The sequence below is a fragment of the Bacillus glycinifermentans genome, assembly GCF_001042475.2.
GTDB classification, from domain to species: Bacteria; Bacillota; Bacilli; order Bacillales; family Bacillaceae; genus Bacillus; species Bacillus glycinifermentans.
Map to the genome: position 1 here is coordinate 1 of NZ_LECW02000034.1, position 17,768 is coordinate 17,768.

Sequence of the window (17,768 nt, forward strand, 5' to 3'; positions counted from 1 at the left end):
ATGTAATCAAGTGGTTACATAAAGGAGAAACAAATGACAAAACAATTGACAAGAGAACGTTTAATTCAGGCTGCGCTTACCCTTTTTAAAGAAAAAGGATATGCGGCGGCGTCCACGAGAGACATTGCACAAAAAGCCGGCGTCAATCACCTTACCCTCTTTAGACATTTCGGTAATAAAAGAAATCTGTTTCGCGAAAGCGTCATTCAGCATGTCGCCTCAGGCGATTTTACCAGCGCAATTGAAGGTAAGCTGTCCGGCAATCTGCAGGAGGACCTGGCATTGATCGCCAAAGCATACCTTGAAGAAAATCTGGAGAAGGACGGCGTGTTTTGGCTGTACTTCAATGAAGCGAAGCAAGATCCGGAAGTTGCCGAATTAATCGCAGAAATTCCCCGCAAATTACATGATTTTTTAGCCTCTTATTTTTCGCAGCTGCATGACCGGGGCAGCATTTCGAGCGGGAACTTCCAGCTTCTCGCAAGGATGTTCTTTGGATTGCTGAACCAGTATATTCTGTTTCGGAAATTGCCGGCCTTTGACGTAACAGCGGATGAAAACACGGATGCTTTTATCCATGAGTGCGTCGATTTATTCCGGACAAAGCTTGAAAAAGGAGCTGTCTTAATGAGCCGGGAGCCTGTTTTAGATATCCCTTCAACATCGCTATGGGACGAAAAAATCAAGATAAAATTAAGCGGCTTGACTCCGGGAGATAGAGCTGAAATCACCGCCCTGGTTCACGATGAAGCCGGCGTCACCTGGAGATCCCGGGCGGTTTTTCAAGCCGACGAATCCGGAGAAGTCGATCCCGCAATAACGGCGCCTTCGCAAGGCACATACAGCGTTTGTGATCAAATGGGGCTTTTTTGGTCCATGAAAGCTGAGGGCTCTTCCCGCTCATTTCAGAAAAAAACGGTTGCCCCCTCTGTTTTTGATATCGAGGTGAAGCAAAACGGCAGCCACATCTTAAAGAAAAAAATTGAACGATTGATGATTTCGGAATCGGTCATAAGAGAAGAAGTACAGGCAGACGGGGTAGCCGGAACCTTTTTCCGCCCCCGCGTTGTCGAACGTCCCCCTGTCATCATCGTATTGGGCGGATCTGACGGCGGACTTGATGAAACAACGGCAGGGATGCTGTCCAATTACGGGTACGCCACATTGGCACTCCCCTATTTTCGTTACGGGCACCTTCCGAAAAAGCTTGTTGACATCCCGCTGGAATATTTTCAGAAAGCCCTTGCCTGGCTTTTTGAGCAGGACGGACTAAACCATGAGAAGATCGGTATATTCGGGCGATCTAAAGGCGGAGAGCTCGCCCTGTTGATCGGTTCTCACTTTCCGGACATCCGTTTTGTCGTCTCACACGTGGGCGGGGGAATCGTTTTTCAAGGAGTGGGACTGAAGCGCCTGCGGCAGACATCTTCATGGAGTGTCGCGGGCTCTCCGCTGCCCTATACCCCCCTCCCGTTTTTCAGCCTTTCGATGCTGCCCAAATGGCTCAAACAAAAAATAAAGAGGCAGCCGCAATCCTATCTCGATTTTTATAAACATGCGCTCTATCAAGTACACGAAGATGATCCTTCGATTATAAAAGCAGAACATATAAATGGGCCAATCCTTTTAACATCGAGTACAGATGATTTGGTTTGGCCGTCGGCGTACATGAGCGAGATGGTTGTCGAACGCTTGAAAAAGCATCGCTTTTCGCATTCTTTTAAGCATGTATGCTTTAAACACGCGGGCCATCACATCAGGCCCCCGTATTTTCCAACAACGGCGAGAAACAGCGGGAGCATCGTGTACGGCGGAGAATCTGAAGCCGATGCTGCGGCATCGGAAACATTTTGGCGGGAGATGCTTCAGTTTTTAAAAGATGCAATATAACGGCAACAAAAAACAGCCTCTTTGGACTGAAAGACACCGCCCGACTGTCGGAGGTGCGTTTCCGCTTAGAAGCTGTTTTTTTTCCGTTTTTCTATAGCTGCTTCAGCTCTTTCTCAAGCGACTTAATGCTGGCATTTAAAGCTTCAGTCATTTTAGCGAGCTTTTCTTTTGACGAATATTGGGCGAAATCTTCCTGATTGAGGGGTTCGCCGATGATCAATTTCATTTTGCCTTTCTTGAAAAGCTCTTTTCCGTTGGAAGGACCGCTGTATGCGGCCGGAACAATCGGCGCTTTTCCCATCTGGGCGATCGTTACCGCCCCCCTTTTTAAAGGGACGTCTTCAGACGTTCTCGTCCCGCTCGGAAAGATGCCGACGATTTTTCCTTCCTTCAGGAGCTTGATCGGCGTTTTGATGCTGCTCGGTCCCGGGTTTTCGCGGTCGACAGGAAAAGCGTTGATGCTGGAAAGGAAAGAACCGGATAATTTTTTTTCAAAAAGCTCTTTTTTCGCCATGTAGTGAATTTCAAGAGGCAAAATGCCGACGCCCAATGTGACGACGTCCACCCATCCGGAATGTGTACAGGCAATTACAAAACCCTTATCTTTAGGAAGATTTTCCTTATTGTATACTTTAATTCCGCCGCGTAAAGAAAGAATCGCTTTTGCAGCATAACCGATAAATTGATACATATGGCACTTCCTTTATGTAGTAGTCAAATGAGGTTTTCCCTTCTTTATTATAACAATATTTTTTATTACCTGGTACTAAAAAATGATTTTTCATTTAAAAACCGGGGCATTACCCGGCTGTTTTTATAGCGGGCCATGAATTCGGGATTCAGTTTCTTTTTGTTTTCATCCATTAAGCGTCAGGCGGATTCGCCTTCCCCGTCCTGCTTCCGGCAGATCAAGCTGCCGATCGTCCATGAAATCCCCCTGTTTTGTTTTTCCCGGAAGCTTATGCACGAAAACGTCTTCTCTCTATCTTTCCGGATGATTTTTGGTTACTATATAGGATAGCGATGATTTTTAAGGGTAAGAAATTGGAGGAAATGACAGCCGTGGACATAATAAGTGCAACTTCAAACCTTTCTTATGCGTTTATAACATAGAGGGGAGAAAAGGCAGTGACTATCGATGAAATTTACCAAATGTACATGAATGATGTTTACAGGTTTCTGCTCTCCATGACGAAAGATAAGCATCTGGCAGAGGATTTGCTTCAGGAAACCTTTATGAGAGCCTATATACACATCCACTCTTACGACCACAGCAAAGTGAAGCCATGGCTTTTTCAGGTGGCGCGCAATGCTTTTATCGATTATGTCAGAAAGCATAAAAAGGAAGTGACGATTTCTGACGATCTGATCGGAAGCCTTTTTCAAACCGCGGTCCAAAGTCCGGCCCACCAGGTCGAAATCAAGGAAGTGTTGACGTTATATATGAACCAGCTGCCCGACAACTACAGGGAAGCGCTGACGCTGTATTATTTGAAAGAACTGAACTATAAGGAAGCGTCAAGCTTGATGAATATCTCGGAGGCTAATTTTAAGAGTGTTTTATTTCGCGCCAGACAGAGGCTGAAAGCACTTTACAACAGAGGTGTTAACGATGAATGAAGATTTCAAAAAACGTTGGGAACAATATAAAAACGGCGAGCTTTCCGAAGCGGAAATGATACAGGTGGAAGAAGAGCTTGAAAAGCTTGAAGCGTATCAGGAAATGCTTGATCAGGAAATGAAAGATGAAAACTGGGATCTTTCCATCAGTCCAGAAAAACAAAAAGCGATTTTGAGATACGGGAAAAACAAATCGTATTTGCGAATCTCGACGCTTGCCGTCATTTCAACGCTGATTATCCTGCCGCTCTGCACGCTCGGCAGCTATTTATACTACGGCTTGGGCGGACATGACAGCAAAGGGAATGAGCTGGTGCAGACCGCATCAATGACCGTGGCCGTCACCCAGCCGAATATTCAAATTGATACAGATGCGCTCGTGAACAAGGTCAAACTGTTCGGAATGAAAGCCCAGTTCCCGTTAAAAAAACAGATAGGAAACGTAACGAAAATCGTTGGAAATGAAGAAGTGGATATGTTCTTTGACCAGCTGAAGCCTCCGCAGGTCCAACAATACAACCAGGAACTTTCAAATGAGGAGCGGTATTTTGTCTATCCCGCCGGCCTGAAAGAAAAATCAGTGGCAAAAGCCAAAGCGATCCTTAAGCAATTGCCCGGCGGAAGCGTCACCGAAGCCTTCCTTTCTTTCGAAAGATCCTATCCGACCGATGAGCTGTATGATAAGTTAAAAGGATACGATATTCGCGTTCTTTGGAATGCCATCGAAACGGAAGACGATTTGAAAGATCACCCGTACGCCGAACCGATCGGTTTTCCCGGGAAGGATTCAGGCCGGATCTTTAAATTCCAGCATCCTGATCAAAATGAGAATGAGCAATTTAAATCAGCGCTTTCCTATATGGCGCAGCATCATAAATGGGCCGAAACCATATCAGGAAGAAAAGATTTGAAACTTGCAAAACGGATTGACTATGTTAACCAAAACGGCATTCATGTGTATGGAGCAGTCGTGACCGGTCCGTCAAAAGAAATCGAACGGCTGATCGAAAAAGGCCCTGTCAAAGCAGCTAAAGTAGGCGAGGTGGAACTATGGAATTGGTAAGAATCTTTAAGGAACATAATGTATTTGGATGGGTATCTGTCGCAACGGCGATTCTTTCCCTTTTCATTTTAAATTTGGCGATCTTGAGCGATACGATCTCGTATTCCTATAAAATGCTTCCTTTTGCAATGGCCGCCATACCGCTTGGAATCATCGAGCTGTTCATCAAAAAAGGCCGAACGGGTTTAGGGCTTCTCGGCGTCATACTCAATTTGTTCATCCTCATATGCGTATGGACCATCGTCTCGATCGATACGAATCTGCAGCTTGGCTTTTAAACGAAAAATCCCCGACTTGATCGGGGATTTTTTTATGAAAGCGTCTTGCGGTACAGATAGCTCGCCTTTTTGTAGTCCATCTTTTCCTCATAAAACCGGTGCGCCCTCTTCCGCGCTGTTCCCGACGAAAGAGCGACAGTGCAGCAGCCGTGTTCCCTTGCCCATTTTTCAACAATCCGTAAAAGCTGTTTTCCATATCCTTTTGAGCGGTGCTTTTTACACGTTATCAAATCGGCTACCCAAACATGCACGCCCTGGCTCAAAGACACTCTCGGCAGAAAGCCTGCCAACGCTACGGGCATGTCATCGTTGCAGAGTGCAAAAAGCTTGTAGTTTTCAGAAGCCTGCGCTTTGCTGACAAGCGTCAAGAACGCGGTTTCATCGAGATGGGGCCGAAGCTGTTTTATAATCGGATAAACCTCAAGCAGCTCTTTTTCAGATTGTACCTCTTTATGGTAAATCAATATCAACACTCCTTTCTCATTTACTTTACCTCCATAAATGGCATGATTAAAATAGTCAGTTTTGATAAAATAAAGCATGCCAGTTTTCCGTGAGAAAGGATGACAATATGGATATCACGCCGTTTTTAGAGCCCGAAAAAGGCAGACCGCTTTATCAACAGCTTTACTCGTTTTTCAAACGCGAAATTCTTGCCGGGCGCCTGAAGGCAGGAACAAAGCTGCCCTCAAAACGGGCGCTGTCCAAGCATGTAAATGTCAGCCAAACAACGGTTGAGCATGCATACGAACAGCTGACGGCCGAAGGCTATCTGATCAGCAGGCCGAGAAAAGGCTGGTACGCGGCTGAAGTAGAAGGGCGCTTCCATGGGACGGCACCTCCTCCCCCGCCTGAAACAGCGGCGAACGACGAAGCTTCTCCTTCCCGGCACATCATCGATTTTCACCACGGCCATGCCGATCTCAGAAATTTCCCCATTTCCGCATGGAAAAAAACGTTCGCCAATGCGGTTGATGATTTTTCCCTTTTTCAAAGCGGGCCTGCAGCCGGGGACATTGCGCTGCGATCGATGATTTCCTCTTACCTCAGAGAGTCGCGCGGCGTTGTCTCAACGCCTGAACAAGTCATCATCGGAGCAGGTACAACCATTTTGCTTCAGCTTTTATGCAGGCTGTTTGGTGAAGGTGCGGCGGTCGGATTTGAAAATCCCGGCTTTCACCGGTCAAAAACGTTTTTGAAAACCGGCGGTTTGCGAGTAATTCCGATTTCAGTAGATAACAGAGGGATGTCCGTTGAGGAACTTCGGCAGCACGATTTGAAGGGCGCGTATGTCACGCCGTCGCATCAGTTTCCGCTCGGGATGATCATGCCGGTCGGCCGGAGATTGGAGCTGCTTGACTGGGCGGCTCTAAACGGCGCTTATATTATTGAAGACGATTATGACGGCGAATTTCGTTATGCCGGACAGCCGATTCCTTCTCTTCAGGTCCTTGATCAAAACAGCCGCGTCATTTACATGGGCACCTTTTCGAAATCGCTCATTCCGTCGCTCAGAGTCAGCTACATGGTTCTCCCTGCCCCGCTTCTCAAAGATGGACTTAGGCTTGCATCGCTGTATAAGCAAACCGTCTCCCGCCACGTTCAGCATGCGGTCGCTCAATTTATGAAAAGCGGCGATTGGCAGAGGCATCTCAATCGAATGCGGACGCTTTACCGCAAAAAACGAAAAGCGCTCCTTGAAACTGTCCAACGGGAATTAGGGGAAAGCGTCTTAATCAAAGGGGAAAATGCAGGCCTCCACATCATTCTTGAAGCAAACGGTGCAGTAAGCGAAGAAACGCTCATTTCGAAAGCTTTTGAAGAAGGGGTAAAAGTGTATCCCGTATCAGCTTCTTATGAGGAGCCTCCTAAATCGGCATCCGTCCTTCTCGGATTTGGCGGACTCTCCGAAGAAGACATCGAAACCGGAATCAAGAAACTGAAAAAAGCATGGCGCTAAAAACACCCTGCATGATCGGGCACGAAATGTCGGATGGGCACATCCGGGATTCTGCTATTGTAAGACATGAGGAGGTCATACGATGGATACGCTTAAGATCATGAACGAAGCGATGAGATACATTGAAGAAAACTTGACGAACGACATTGACTATAAAGAAGCGGCAAGGCTCGCTTTCTGCTCTGAATATCATTTCAAACGAATGTTTTCCTTCATTGCAGGCATTCCGCTGTCTGAATACATCCGCCGCAGACGGCTTTCCCTTGCAGCATTTGAACTGAATGACAGCGGCGCCAAGGTGATCGACATCGCCGTGAAATACGGATACGATTCCCCTGACGCTTTTACCCGGGCATTTCAAAAATTGCACGGCATTACACCGACTGAAGCCAGATGCGGCGCACATACGCTTAAAGCGTACCCAAAAATGACCTTCCAGCTAACCATTAAAGGAGGAAGCGAAATGAACTATCGAATTGAAGAAAAAGGTGCGTTTCAAATAGTCGGTATACGAAAAAGAGTCCCGATCGTATTCCGCGGAATCAATCCGGAAATCGCCGCTATGTGGAAAACGTTGAATAAGGAGTCGATCGCTCAGCTAAAAAGACTGTCTAATGTGGAGCCTATCGGACTCATTCAAGCGTCCGCGAATTTTTCCGAAGGCCGGATGGAAGAGAAAGGAGAACTTGATCATTATATTGGCGCGGCCACGACGAAAAAGTGTCCGGATCACTTTGAACAGCTTGAGGTTCCTGCCTTAACATGGGCCGTATTCGAGGCAGCCGGACCATTTCCGGACACCTTGCAGGATGTATGGGGGCGGATTTATTCCGAATGGTTCCCTTCATCGAACTATGAACAGACGGAAGGTCCGGAAATCCTTTGGAATGAAAGCAAAGATACCGATTCGTCATCCTTCAAAAGCGAGATATGAGTGCCGGTTATGAAGAAGCGATAAATGTATAAAAAAAGCTATGGAAGATTTCCATAGCTTTTTCGAAGCTCACCCTATCATGACATCAAGCGGCTCAATGTGAGCTTTTAAAAAGTCGATATACTCATCAACCGTTTCCACCATCGTATAGGGGGAAACGCTGTAAAATTTTTGAACATAGAGCGGTACGGGCGATCGGCTGTCGACCGGATACACGTACCGCTGCTTTTTCGTGCTGCCGAAATAAGTTTGGCTGCGGAAGCGCCCCAATGTTTCGGCGATTTTTTCATTATACCGGTTAATCTCCAGAACCTCTTCTTCTGTTATGTTTCCGCTTATCTCATCTTGATAGCGGACAACTCCCGGGTAAAACCTGAAGGTCGTCACCGGCGAAATCCCATTTGTGACGGCCGCGTTCGGAAACGCTTCTGTCAGCTTCCTGCGAAACGCGGCATTCACCCTGATGTAGTTCGCCAACAGCTCCTGATAGCCCTCGATGCCGAAGGCAAGCAAAGACGCATAGATCGGAATGCTGCTTCCCATTCGCGAACATTCAAGGGTATAGCTAGTATGATAGCTGCCAAAGCCTCTGTTCCCGACATACGGCGTTTCATCCGGATCAAGATCGACCGCTCGCAATGCCGTTCTGTCTTTGACTAAAAATAAGCTTGTCGCATACGGTGTTTGGCCGAGCTTATGAAAATCGAACACGAGGCTGTCCGCAAGGCTGAGGTTCCGAAAATGAGACTGGTAGAACGCCAGTACGCCGAGTACTTCTTCCTCAAATCCGAGCGGATTTTCTTCAAAATGGTATTCGTTAAAAAAGCTGTACATTCCGCCCATCGCCGTATCGGCATGTATGTATATGTGGGGCAGCCCGTTTTTGGCTGTGACCTCCTCCGCCGTGCGCCTGATGCCCGCCAGATCGTCAATCCCGAATGTGTCAGTCGTTCCGAGCGTTGCCAGCACATAAACCGGAAGACCGCCGCTTTCGATGACCGTCTCCATTTTTTCGCGCAGATCAGCAAGGTTCATCGAATGGTCGTCATTTGTTTTTATCCGGATCAAATGGTCTGTCCCGATCCCTGCGGCCTGCATCGATTTATAGAGGCTGAAATGCGAAAGCTCTGAACAAAACGCGTATAAATGGGGCGGAGTTCCTTTTTCGTTTGCTTCGGGACAGGCATTCGCGATCGCGAGCCTGAGCGATTGAAAGACGGCTCCCTGCCCGCCCCATGTTGTAAATCCGGTGCTTTTTTGCCTGTCATAGCCGACGATGTCAGACAGCATCGCCGTGATCTCCACTTCCGTTTTGGCAGCTGCCGTGCCGTCGACATCCCATAAATTGTTTCCGTTTAAAAGCGCCATCAGCAGATTCCCGGCCAGGCTTGCATGATTTGGAAGCGGAGTGGCATTTGCAACATATTGACGGTTTAAAAAGCGATGCCCGTCCAGCAGGTTTAACAGCTGTTCAACGCTTTTTTTCGCGCCGAGTCCTTTTTCAGGCAGTGCGGCCTGATCGATGATGCGTTGATAATAATCAGCCGACACATCTTCCTCTTTTCCGAGTATGAGCCGTTTTGGATCCTTTCGCTTATCCATTCCGGCAAGCACTGTTTCAAACAGACCAAGCAGTTCATACCTGGCCTCTCTGTTGCCGTCTTCGCTTGGAAACATCCTTTGAATATGTTTCATCATATTCCCTCATCTCCACGTCAATTAAAATGTAAACACTCCGATTAAATTCAAAAAGACAAGCACAATGGCAAGCGGAACGAGAAAACGGAGAAGATAATACCAGACGAGAAAAAACCCTTTCCCCGCTCCCGATCCGCTTTTCATTTCATTGTATAAATCCGTTTTTGACAATTTTAAAGGAATGAAAAGCGACATTAAGAGCGCTCCCAGAGGCAGGAGGATATTGCTGACGACATAATCCGCCGCATCGAAAAACGTTTTGCCGAAAATCAGCGGCTGATCGAGCATACCGTAAGAGAGACATGCCGGAATGCCGACGATGAATATCAAAAGGCCAATCGACCATGTCCATTTTCGCCTTCCCGTATCATCGCCTTTCGTGATAGCCGCGACGATGATTTCAATCATTGAAAAAGCAGACGTCAGCGCGGCAAATAAAAACGCGATCAAAAATCCGACGAAAAACAGCATTCCGAACGGCAGCCGGTCGAAAACGGCCGGAAGCACCGCAAACAATAGCGTCGGCCCTTCATCTGCTTTAAGCCCGAATGAAAAAACAGCCGGAAAGATCGCCAGACCGGCAAGGAGCGTCACAGCGAGGTTCATGATCACAATCGACAACGCCGATTTCGGCAAATTTTGCGTTTTGGACAAATACGCACTGTACGTCACCATCACTGACACGCCGAGGGTCAGCGTAAAAAACGCTTGTCCAAGCGCAAAAAGAATCGCTTGAGGCGTGAGGCTGCCAAAGTCGGGTACGAGCAGAAAGCGAACGCCGTCCATCGCATGATCGAGCGTCAGTGCCCGCACGACGAGCGTGATAAATAAAACGAATAAGAGCGGCATCATGATGGAACTGACCCGTTCGATTCCTTTTTGCACCCCTTTGGCTACGACGATGATCGTCATCACGATAAACGCCAGCTGCGCCGCCAGCGTCTGCAGCGGATCTTTAATGATCGAGCCGAAAAGCTCCCCGTATTCAGGTTGTGTAAGTCCTGATAAAGAACCTGTCACGGCTTTCAAGATATAAAGCAAAATCCAGCCGCCGATCACGCTGTAAAACGTGAGCACGAGAAAACATGCGGCGATTCCGATCCATCCCGTTACAACCCAGGCCGTACCGGGCGCGATTGTTTTATATGTACCGATGGCATCAGACCGGGCTCTTCGGCCTAATATAAATTCTCCCAATAACAGGGGATATCCCAATAGGATCGTAAAAAGAACAAAGACGAGAAAAAATGCGCCTCCTCCGTTGGTTCCCGCGACATAAGGGAATTTCCAAATAGCGCCAAGTCCGATGGCAGACCCCGCAGCAGCGAGGACAAACCCGATTTTGGATGCCCATTTCACTGATAAATTTCGGTCGCTCATTCATTCACTTCCTTTCTGTTTCGATTCTATTATCTCTTATTTTGCGGCTTTTTTTAAAGCTTTCTTCCATATTTTCATTTTTCCGAATAGACAAAAAGAAGCAGCCTTGTCAGCTGCTTCTTTTCATATCCTTTTTAAGAGTCATTTTCCGTTTGCCCGAGTTTTGAATGCTTTCTCGAATACAGGAAGTAGACGGCAAGACCGATCACCAGCCAGATCAGAAAACGCATGATCGTTTCTCCGCCAAGGTTCAGAATGAGAAAACCGCAGAACAGCACGGCTAAAATCGGAACAAGCGGTACTGCCGGACATCTGAATGCCCTCGGCAGATCAGGCTGTGTCTTCCTCATCACGATGACCGCAATGGAAATCAGGATGAACGCAGAAAGCGTTCCGATATTGACGAGTTTTGCAAGCTCATCCAAAGGAACGAATCCTCCCATTAAAGCAGAAAGAATGCCGAAGAACCATGTATTGATATACGGCGTCTTATGCTTCGGATGGACTTTGGACAGCGCCCGGGGAACCAAACCGTCGCGGGACATCGCAAACATGACGCGGGTTTGTCCATAAAGCATGACCAGCATAACGGTTGTCATCCCGAGGATGGCCCCTACGTCAATAATGCCCGCTGCCCAGTTCTGGCCCGTGACTTGAAGGACAAGCGAAACCGGATGGTCGATGCCTTTAAACTGCATGAACGGAACGACGCCTGTCATGATTGCTGATACGACGACATATAAGACGGTACAAACGAGCAGTGAATACACGATCCCGCGCGGCAGATTGCGCGACGGATTTTTCGTTTCTTCAGCGGCGGAAGCCACGGCATCAAATCCGATGAAGGCAAAGAAAACGAGCGCCGCAGCGTTGAATACGCCCGTAAAACCAAACGGCATAAACGGCTGCCAGTTGGCTGGCTTTACATACATGACAGCAGCCGCGATAAATACGAATACGACGAGGATTTTTATCACGACCATAATATTGTTCACCCGTTTGGATTCACGGATTCCAAGATACAGTAAAAAAGTAATTAAGATGACAATTAAAAATGCAGGCAGGTTAAAATACGTTACAGTTCCTTTTATTGCGCCCGGAGCGGCTGTCAATTCAACGGGAAGCTGAATGCCGATCCCGTTCAAAAACGATTGAAAATAACCGGACCATCCGGCAGATACCGTACTAACAGCCAATGAATACTCCAGAATTAAATCCCAGCCGATGATAAACGCCATCAATTCCCCAAGCGTCGCATACGTGTACGTATAAACCGATCCTGAGACCGGTACGGTTGAAGCGAATTCGGCATACGCCAAAGCGGCAAACAAACACGCAAATGCAGCGATAACGAATGAAAGCACAAGCCCCGGTCCCGCCGTCAAAGCGCCTGTACCCGTCAGTACGAAAATACCCGTACCGATAATCGCCCCGATCCCAAGCATCGTTAAGTCAAAGGAGCCGAGATCCCTCCTTAAAGATTTTTCCCCTTTTGTCGCAGCAATTAAGCTGTCAATCCCTTTTTTTCTGAATAGTCCGCCTTTCATTATGACTTCACTCCCATGGAATAATGAATTTACCTGAGTTTGCGGTTTTAGCTCACCACTTTCTAAAGCACCACCCCCTAAAAATCCATATATTCTGAATTTTCAGTTAATATTATCCGAAAATACTACGCACATCCTGTTCTTATTATATAAGAAAAACGAAAAAAGAAAACAAAATTTTTAAAATATTTTCTATACTCTATCACATAGTTGGTATTACAGGAAAAAATACGTAAAATAATCTACCAATCTTAATTTTTGAAATAGTGTTTTACAGGGTCAAACCTGGATACATTTTCTAGTATTTACAAAACATTCACCCATCTCGCAGCAAAGGCTGCATATTAACCGGACTGTCCTTGACAGTATCAAACGTTCTCGTTTATCATTTATTTAACTTATTTAAATGTTAATAAACAGTAATTTTAACAAGAGGAATAAAAAGAGAAGGTGAATCAACAATGACAATCTCCCATACATCGAAAGAATGGAACGATTACACCGAGCGATTTCATAAGGCATTGGCGGCGACGAATAAAAAGCTGTTTACCTGGTTTACAGCAAAGCTCGAAGACGGTTTGACGGGGCAGCAATGTTTCATTCTGAAACAAATCGCCGATGAGGAGAGAATGACATCCTCTCTTCTGGCTGAACGAATGGAAGTAAAGCCAAGCGCCATCACGGTCATCATTGACCGGCTTGTGCAAAACGAGTTCGTCGAACGATTGAACGATCCGCGCGACAGGCGCGTCACGATTCTGAAGCTTACCGAGAAAGGAGCAGCGGCGCTTGAGAAAGCAAGCAGGCAGTTCCGCGACGCGCTCACGAGGCTGCTCGAAGTTCTTGACGAAGCGGAAATCAAGCCGTTTATTCAGTCGTTCGAGCGAATCGCCGAGGAAGCTCGCAAACTGGAATCGTGATCAGCACGTTTAAAACGGCAATGACAAATCAAAATGTTCACAGAGTGACCGCAATGGGACTTCCCATTGTCTTTCATTCGCTCCGTCCTGACCCGGCTCTAAAACCGGCGATGACTCCGAAAACAGGAAATTTGTCTCATTCTTTATTTGAATGTCCGGCATCCGTCAGCTTCAGAATCGCTTGACGGTGATCGCTGCTGGGCGTGATTCGCGTGCTGCAGAAGGCGAAAAATATGCGGAGTGATTGGTGTATGGGGTCATACAAGCAGTATGAGGATCAGCCATCGATTCAAGCGCCGCTGAAGAGGCTTCTTGAGTAAAACAATAGAGCAAAAAAACGAAACGGGCTGACGCCTTAAAGACCAACGTCAGCTTGTTTCGTTTTTTATTGTGTTAACGGAACGGCCATTTCTCCGATATATTTAGCAGACGGCCTGAAAATCGTATTATTTTCAGACTGCTCTAACACGTGTGCGCACCATCCGACCATTCTCGCTGCCGAAAATGTAGGCGTGAACAATGATGCGTCAAAATCGATCGCTTTCATGACGGCTGCCGCATAAAACTCTACGTTCGTATAAAGCTTCCGGCCCGGTTTATATTCTTCCAGCAGGGGGATGGCGGTGTTTTCGACATGAAGCGCCAGATCGATATCCCGATCGCCTCCGGCAATTTCCTCAGCCTTCACCCTCAAGGCCTTCGCCCGCGGATCGTGCGTCTTATACACGCGATGCCCAAATCCCATCAGCCTTTCGCCTTTTTCAAGCTTTTCTCTTAAATAGCTTTCGGCATTTTCTTTTTCCCGAATGTCCTCCAGCATTTCCGTGACGGCTGACGGCGCTCCGCCGTGCAGAGGCCCTTTCATCGTGCCGAGCGCGGACGTCACGGCTGAGACAAGATCGGATTCCGTCGATACCGTCACCCTTGCCGAAAAAGTTGACGCGTTCATGCCATGTTCCATCGCGAGAATCATATACGTTTCAAGCGCCTTTTTTTGCGCTTCTGTCGGGCGTTTCCCTTTCAGCATATAAAAATAGTTTTCTACAAAGCCCAGTTCGCTAAGCGGCTGTACGGGCTCGCGTCCGTCCGTTAAACGTTTTCTGTAAGCAATGATAGATGGAGCGGCGGCGATCAGCCGAACGGCCTCTTCCATTGTCGGGCGGAATGTATACGTTTTTTCTCCGAATGAAGAGATGACCGTACGCAGGACCGCCATATCGTCCATTTGCGCCGGCAGGCTCCTGATCAATCGTTCGGCCGATTCCGGCAATGCGCGGTAAGAAGCAAGCATTTCGTTGAATTGTCTGAGGTGTTCTTCTTGTGGGAGCGTTCCGTGAAGGATCAAATATGCGACTTCTTCAAAAGTTGAGGTGAGTGCCAGTTGTTCTGCGTTGTATCCCCTGTAGATGAGCTTTCCTTTTTCACCGTCAATATGACTGATCGATGTTTCCACACATGCAATCCCTTTTAATCCATGATATACCAACTGAGATTCCTCCTTTTTCCTTTGTCATTTTCATTATAGTTGATATAATATTTAAAAAATATTGAATTATATTGATGTCTTTGATTAATAAAATTAATCAGGAGGAACGATATGGATTTCAAATGGCTTCACACCTTCGTTACAGCTGCAAAATACGAAAATTTCAGAAAGACAGCAGAAACGCTGTTCATATCCCAGCCGACTGTCACCGTTCAAATCAAACTGCTTGAAGAAGAGCTCGGCTGCCAATTATTCGTCAGAAAAGGAAGAAGCATTCACTTAACGAAAGAAGGCAGGGCATATCTCCCTTTTGCCCTGCGGCTTTTGGAAGATTACGAATCCAGCATGGCCGAGCTTCACAGAATCAGGCAAGGATACTTGCAAACATTGAACCTGGCAGTCTCGCCGCTCATCGCCGATACGATCCTGCCTTTTATCCTGAAGAAATATACGTCATTGCACCCAGACTCGGAAATGAAAATCAAAATCGCCGAGTCGGCGGAAATCGCGCCTTTAATATTAGCCGGTGAAGCAGATGTCGGATTAAGCTGTTTAAAAGTGCAATCGTCAAACCTGACCTGCTATTCGATGTACAGCGACCCTGTCATTCTCGTCGCCCCTCACGACGGGCGCGAACCTGAAAGCGCTCCTCCGCTTGATGTCGAGGAACTGCTTGAACAATATTTGCTGCTTACCCACAACCATCCCGAATATTGGGATGATTTGGTCCGCCAGCTGAGGCTCAAATTTCCGTTTGTCAGAACGATGCTCGTTTCCCAGACGCATATTACGAAACGATTGATTTCGGAAGGACTCGGGATTTCATTTTTGCCGTTATCGACCGTGCGTCGCGAACTGATGGAAGGAAGATTAATAGAGGTTCCGTGCGACTTTATGCAGCTTCCGGTTGCAGGAGGATATGCAGTCAGCCTGATTGACAATGAGAAAGTACAGAGCTTTCTGGCGTTCTTGTCACAGTTTCGGTTTTAAGACGCAAAAAAACCCGTTCATCAGGGAACGGGTTTTCTAAAGGGGCGATTAGAAGCGTTTTGCGCCAAGGTAGCGCGGCTTCCAATAGCTTGATGTCATATCGCTGATCATCACGCCGTCTGAGCTTGCATGAATGAATTTGTTGCTTCCGATGTAAACACCCATATGTGACGGTCCTGCCTGATAGGTCGTAAAGAAGACAAAATCGCCAACCGCAGGGCTTGATACTTTTGTCATAGAGCTCCAGTATCCGGCTGTACTCGTTCTCGCCACATTTGTTTGCTTGTTCAACAGGTACCAGATAAATCCGCTGCAGTCAAAGCCTGAAGGAGTCGTACCGCCCCATTTATAAGGAGTTCCGATCAGAGCGCGTGCATCTGAGACAAGCTTTGATGTATTAAGCTTAGATGAGCTTTGTACTGTTTTTTTGCTGGATGTTGTCGTCTTGCTTGCTGTGCTGCCGGATGTCGATTTTACGCTGCTTGTCCCTTTCACTTTCAGGACTTGTCCGATCCGGATGAGATCTGTTTTCAAGCCGTTCAGCTTTTTTAATTCATTAACGGTCATGTTATAAGACCTTGAAATTTTCCAAAGGCTGTCTCCTCTGACGACCTTGTGCGTCGCTGAAGAAGAGCTGGATACTTTTGATTGTTTGCTGCTTCCATTGATGGACAGCGTTTGGCCTATGTAAATGGTATTTGACGTCAGTTTATTTTCCTTTTTGATCTTGCTGACTGTTGTTCCGTACTTTTTTGAATATCCCCATAATGTATCGCCTTTTTTCACCTTCACCGTCTGTGCGGATGCCGCACCTGCAAACAATGAACTTCCCAAAACAATCGCCGTTGTTGCTGTTAAAACTTGTTTCTTCATGTTGTCCTCCCATAAGCAGATTTTCACGAATTATTTTAAAATAATAGTTTCTGATAGAATCATCGAAACGGCTGACGCTTCAGCCTTCCTCTGTTTCTATTATAAGGAGGACATTCCAATAGAAATAGTCTTGACTTCCTGCATCAAATTGCTTAATTATTCGTTTTTAAAAAAAGTTTTTAAGGGTATTAAATATTTCATTTGTGTTTCAAACGTAACTGGAATACGACAAAGCCAAACTGGTTAAATCATTGCATTTATGGAGAATTCAGTCATGGGGTCTAAACTCTATGCATGGCAATTGTGAGGAAAAACGAAAGAATCCGGGTACGGCGTTTACAGATGGACAGGTTCCCCTTTTTGCGGGCAGTTAGGCTCATCTTGCGCAGTACAGCCCTCTTTAATCTGTTTAGCAGGCACACCGGCTATTGTAATATTTTCTTGAGTAAACGACTTATTGACGACGGCGTTGGCTCCGATCGTGATGCCGTTTGCGATCTGTATCTTGCCGAACAGCTTCGCACCCGGCCCGATCCATACATGATCGCCTATAGTGGGAACATCATATTGGCCATGGTTCTGTCCGATGTTGACTCCTTGGTGAATGTCGCAATTTGCGCCGATTTTGGCATTGCTGTTCACAACGATTAAGCCAAAATGGTTGATTCTTAATCCGGGCCCAAACACGTTCACGGGGATGTCGAAGCCGAGTTTTAATCCTTTTTTCTTATGAAGGTACCTGTAAACATGCTTCCATATTCTTGAGTCCGTATTCGTGTAGTATTCATGCTTTCGCAGGCATATTTGATATTTCCATATGTAATCGCCAAACCGTTTGGGCCGTTTTCGGTTTGAGATGCCTAAAGCCTTCTAGTCTTGTTCCAGATAATATCGCAATTCTTTTTTCGTAGAGATCACCAATAACACCCACTTTTTTCTTGATATTAACATAAAAACAATCGTTTGTAATCATTCTTCACCGAGGTATTTCGATCTATTTTGTGAATGTTCGCAATCCCGGCTTCTGCCTTTTTACAATTTTTTAACACCCTCTTTATGTTCCGTTAAAACACGTCAAACATCGTTCCTTTACGATAAAACATGAAGCTGATGCGCTAAAGGGGGAAAT

Annotated in this window: 16 protein-coding genes; 8 read left to right on the forward strand and 8 right to left on the reverse strand. The window is 46.6% G+C overall.

Annotated elements, in window-relative coordinates; genetic code table 11:
* The first annotated feature begins 33 nt into the window (after positions 1-33).
* Positions 34-1,890 (forward strand): acyl-CoA thioester hydrolase/BAAT C-terminal domain-containing protein, encoded by a 1,857-nt coding sequence (locus AB447_RS17340; protein ID WP_232517644.1) that lies wholly within the window; start codon positions 34-36, stop codon positions 1,888-1,890.
* 91 nt (positions 1,891-1,981) lie between these two features.
* Here the strand turns inward: AB447_RS17340 and AB447_RS17345 are convergent, their stop codons facing one another.
* Entirely contained in the window at positions 1,982-2,581 is a 600-nt protein-coding gene (locus tag AB447_RS17345) for a lysophospholipid acyltransferase family protein (protein WP_048353451.1), read from the reverse strand.
* 437 nt (positions 2,582-3,018) lie between these two features.
* On the opposite strand from AB447_RS17345, the gene sigM reads away from it, so the two are divergent.
* Genes sigM through AB447_RS17360 form a run of 3 tightly spaced genes read left to right on the forward strand, consistent with a single transcriptional unit; the run spans position 3,019 to position 4,851 of the window.
* A complete protein-coding gene (gene sigM, locus AB447_RS17350) occupies positions 3,019-3,510 on the forward strand; it encodes an RNA polymerase sigma factor SigM (protein WP_006636629.1) in 492 nt (163 codons plus the stop codon).
* Complete coding sequence (locus tag AB447_RS17355) at positions 3,503-4,573, forward strand: anti-sigma factor (protein ID WP_048353452.1); 1,071 nt, start codon at positions 3,503-3,505, stop codon at positions 4,571-4,573. Before sigM ends, AB447_RS17355 begins: the two co-directional genes overlap by 8 nt.
* Positions 4,561-4,851, forward strand: a complete 291-nt coding sequence (locus tag AB447_RS17360) for a hypothetical protein (protein WP_048353453.1) — start codon at positions 4,561-4,563, stop codon at positions 4,849-4,851. The genes AB447_RS17355 and AB447_RS17360 overlap by 13 nt, the downstream gene beginning before the upstream one ends.
* Positions 4,852-4,883: 32 nt before the next feature.
* Here AB447_RS17360 and AB447_RS17365 read toward each other — a convergent pair whose 3' ends face one another.
* A complete protein-coding gene (locus tag AB447_RS17365) occupies positions 4,884-5,315 on the reverse strand; it encodes a GNAT family N-acetyltransferase (RefSeq protein ID WP_411801445.1) in 432 nt (143 codons plus the stop codon).
* A gap of 107 nt (positions 5,316-5,422) precedes the next feature.
* Between AB447_RS17365 and pdxR the strand changes: the two genes are divergently transcribed.
* Both pdxR and AB447_RS17375 read left to right on the forward strand, forming a co-directional pair.
* Positions 5,423-6,811, forward strand: a complete 1,389-nt coding sequence (gene pdxR / locus AB447_RS17370; RefSeq protein ID WP_048353454.1) for a MocR-like pyridoxine biosynthesis transcription factor PdxR — start codon at positions 5,423-5,425, stop codon at positions 6,809-6,811.
* Between the two features lie 82 nt (positions 6,812-6,893).
* A complete protein-coding gene (locus AB447_RS17375) occupies positions 6,894-7,745 on the forward strand; it encodes an AraC family transcriptional regulator (RefSeq protein ID WP_048353455.1) in 852 nt (283 codons plus the stop codon).
* Positions 7,746-7,814: 69 nt separating this feature from the next.
* Here AB447_RS17375 and AB447_RS17380 read toward each other — a convergent pair whose 3' ends face one another.
* The 3 genes from AB447_RS17380 to AB447_RS17390 all read right to left on the reverse strand — a co-directional run bounded on the left by AB447_RS17380 (position 7,815) and on the right by AB447_RS17390 (position 12,370).
* Entirely contained in the window at positions 7,815-9,440 is a 1,626-nt protein-coding gene (locus tag AB447_RS17380) for a pyridoxal phosphate-dependent decarboxylase family protein (RefSeq protein WP_048353509.1), read from the reverse strand.
* A 24-nt stretch (positions 9,441-9,464) separates the two neighbouring features.
* Entirely contained in the window at positions 9,465-10,823 is a 1,359-nt protein-coding gene (locus tag AB447_RS17385) for a sodium-dependent transporter (protein WP_048353456.1), read from the reverse strand.
* Positions 10,824-10,957: 134 nt separating this feature from the next.
* Positions 10,958-12,370, reverse strand: a complete 1,413-nt coding sequence (locus AB447_RS17390; RefSeq protein WP_048353457.1) for a branched-chain amino acid transporter BcaP — start codon at positions 12,368-12,370, stop codon at positions 10,958-10,960.
* Positions 12,371-12,831: 461 nt separating this feature from the next.
* On the opposite strand from AB447_RS17390, the gene AB447_RS17395 reads away from it, so the two are divergent.
* On the forward strand, positions 12,832-13,290 hold the full coding sequence (locus AB447_RS17395) for a MarR family winged helix-turn-helix transcriptional regulator (RefSeq protein ID WP_053075372.1): 459 nt from the start codon (positions 12,832-12,834) through the stop codon (positions 13,288-13,290).
* Between the two features lie 385 nt (positions 13,291-13,675).
* On the opposite strand, the gene AB447_RS17405 is transcribed toward AB447_RS17395, so the two are convergent.
* Positions 13,676-14,776: a citrate synthase/methylcitrate synthase gene (locus AB447_RS17405; RefSeq protein ID WP_057957676.1), complete on the reverse strand. Its 1,101-nt coding sequence runs from the start codon at positions 14,774-14,776 to the stop codon at positions 13,676-13,678.
* Between the two features lie 111 nt (positions 14,777-14,887).
* On the opposite strand from AB447_RS17405, the gene AB447_RS17410 reads away from it, so the two are divergent.
* On the forward strand, positions 14,888-15,766 hold the full coding sequence (locus tag AB447_RS17410) for a LysR family transcriptional regulator (RefSeq protein ID WP_046129714.1): 879 nt from the start codon (positions 14,888-14,890) through the stop codon (positions 15,764-15,766).
* Between the two features lie 48 nt (positions 15,767-15,814).
* On the opposite strand, the gene AB447_RS17415 is transcribed toward AB447_RS17410, so the two are convergent.
* Together AB447_RS17415 and AB447_RS17420 are read right to left on the reverse strand one after the other, a co-directional pair.
* Positions 15,815-16,639: a C40 family peptidase gene (locus tag AB447_RS17415; protein WP_048353459.1), complete on the reverse strand. Its 825-nt coding sequence runs from the start codon at positions 16,637-16,639 to the stop codon at positions 15,815-15,817.
* Positions 16,640-16,975: 336 nt separating this feature from the next.
* On the reverse strand, positions 16,976-17,332 hold the full coding sequence (locus AB447_RS17420) for a serine O-acetyltransferase (RefSeq protein WP_232517643.1): 357 nt from the start codon (positions 17,330-17,332) through the stop codon (positions 16,976-16,978).
* Positions 17,333-17,768 lie beyond the last annotated feature (436 nt).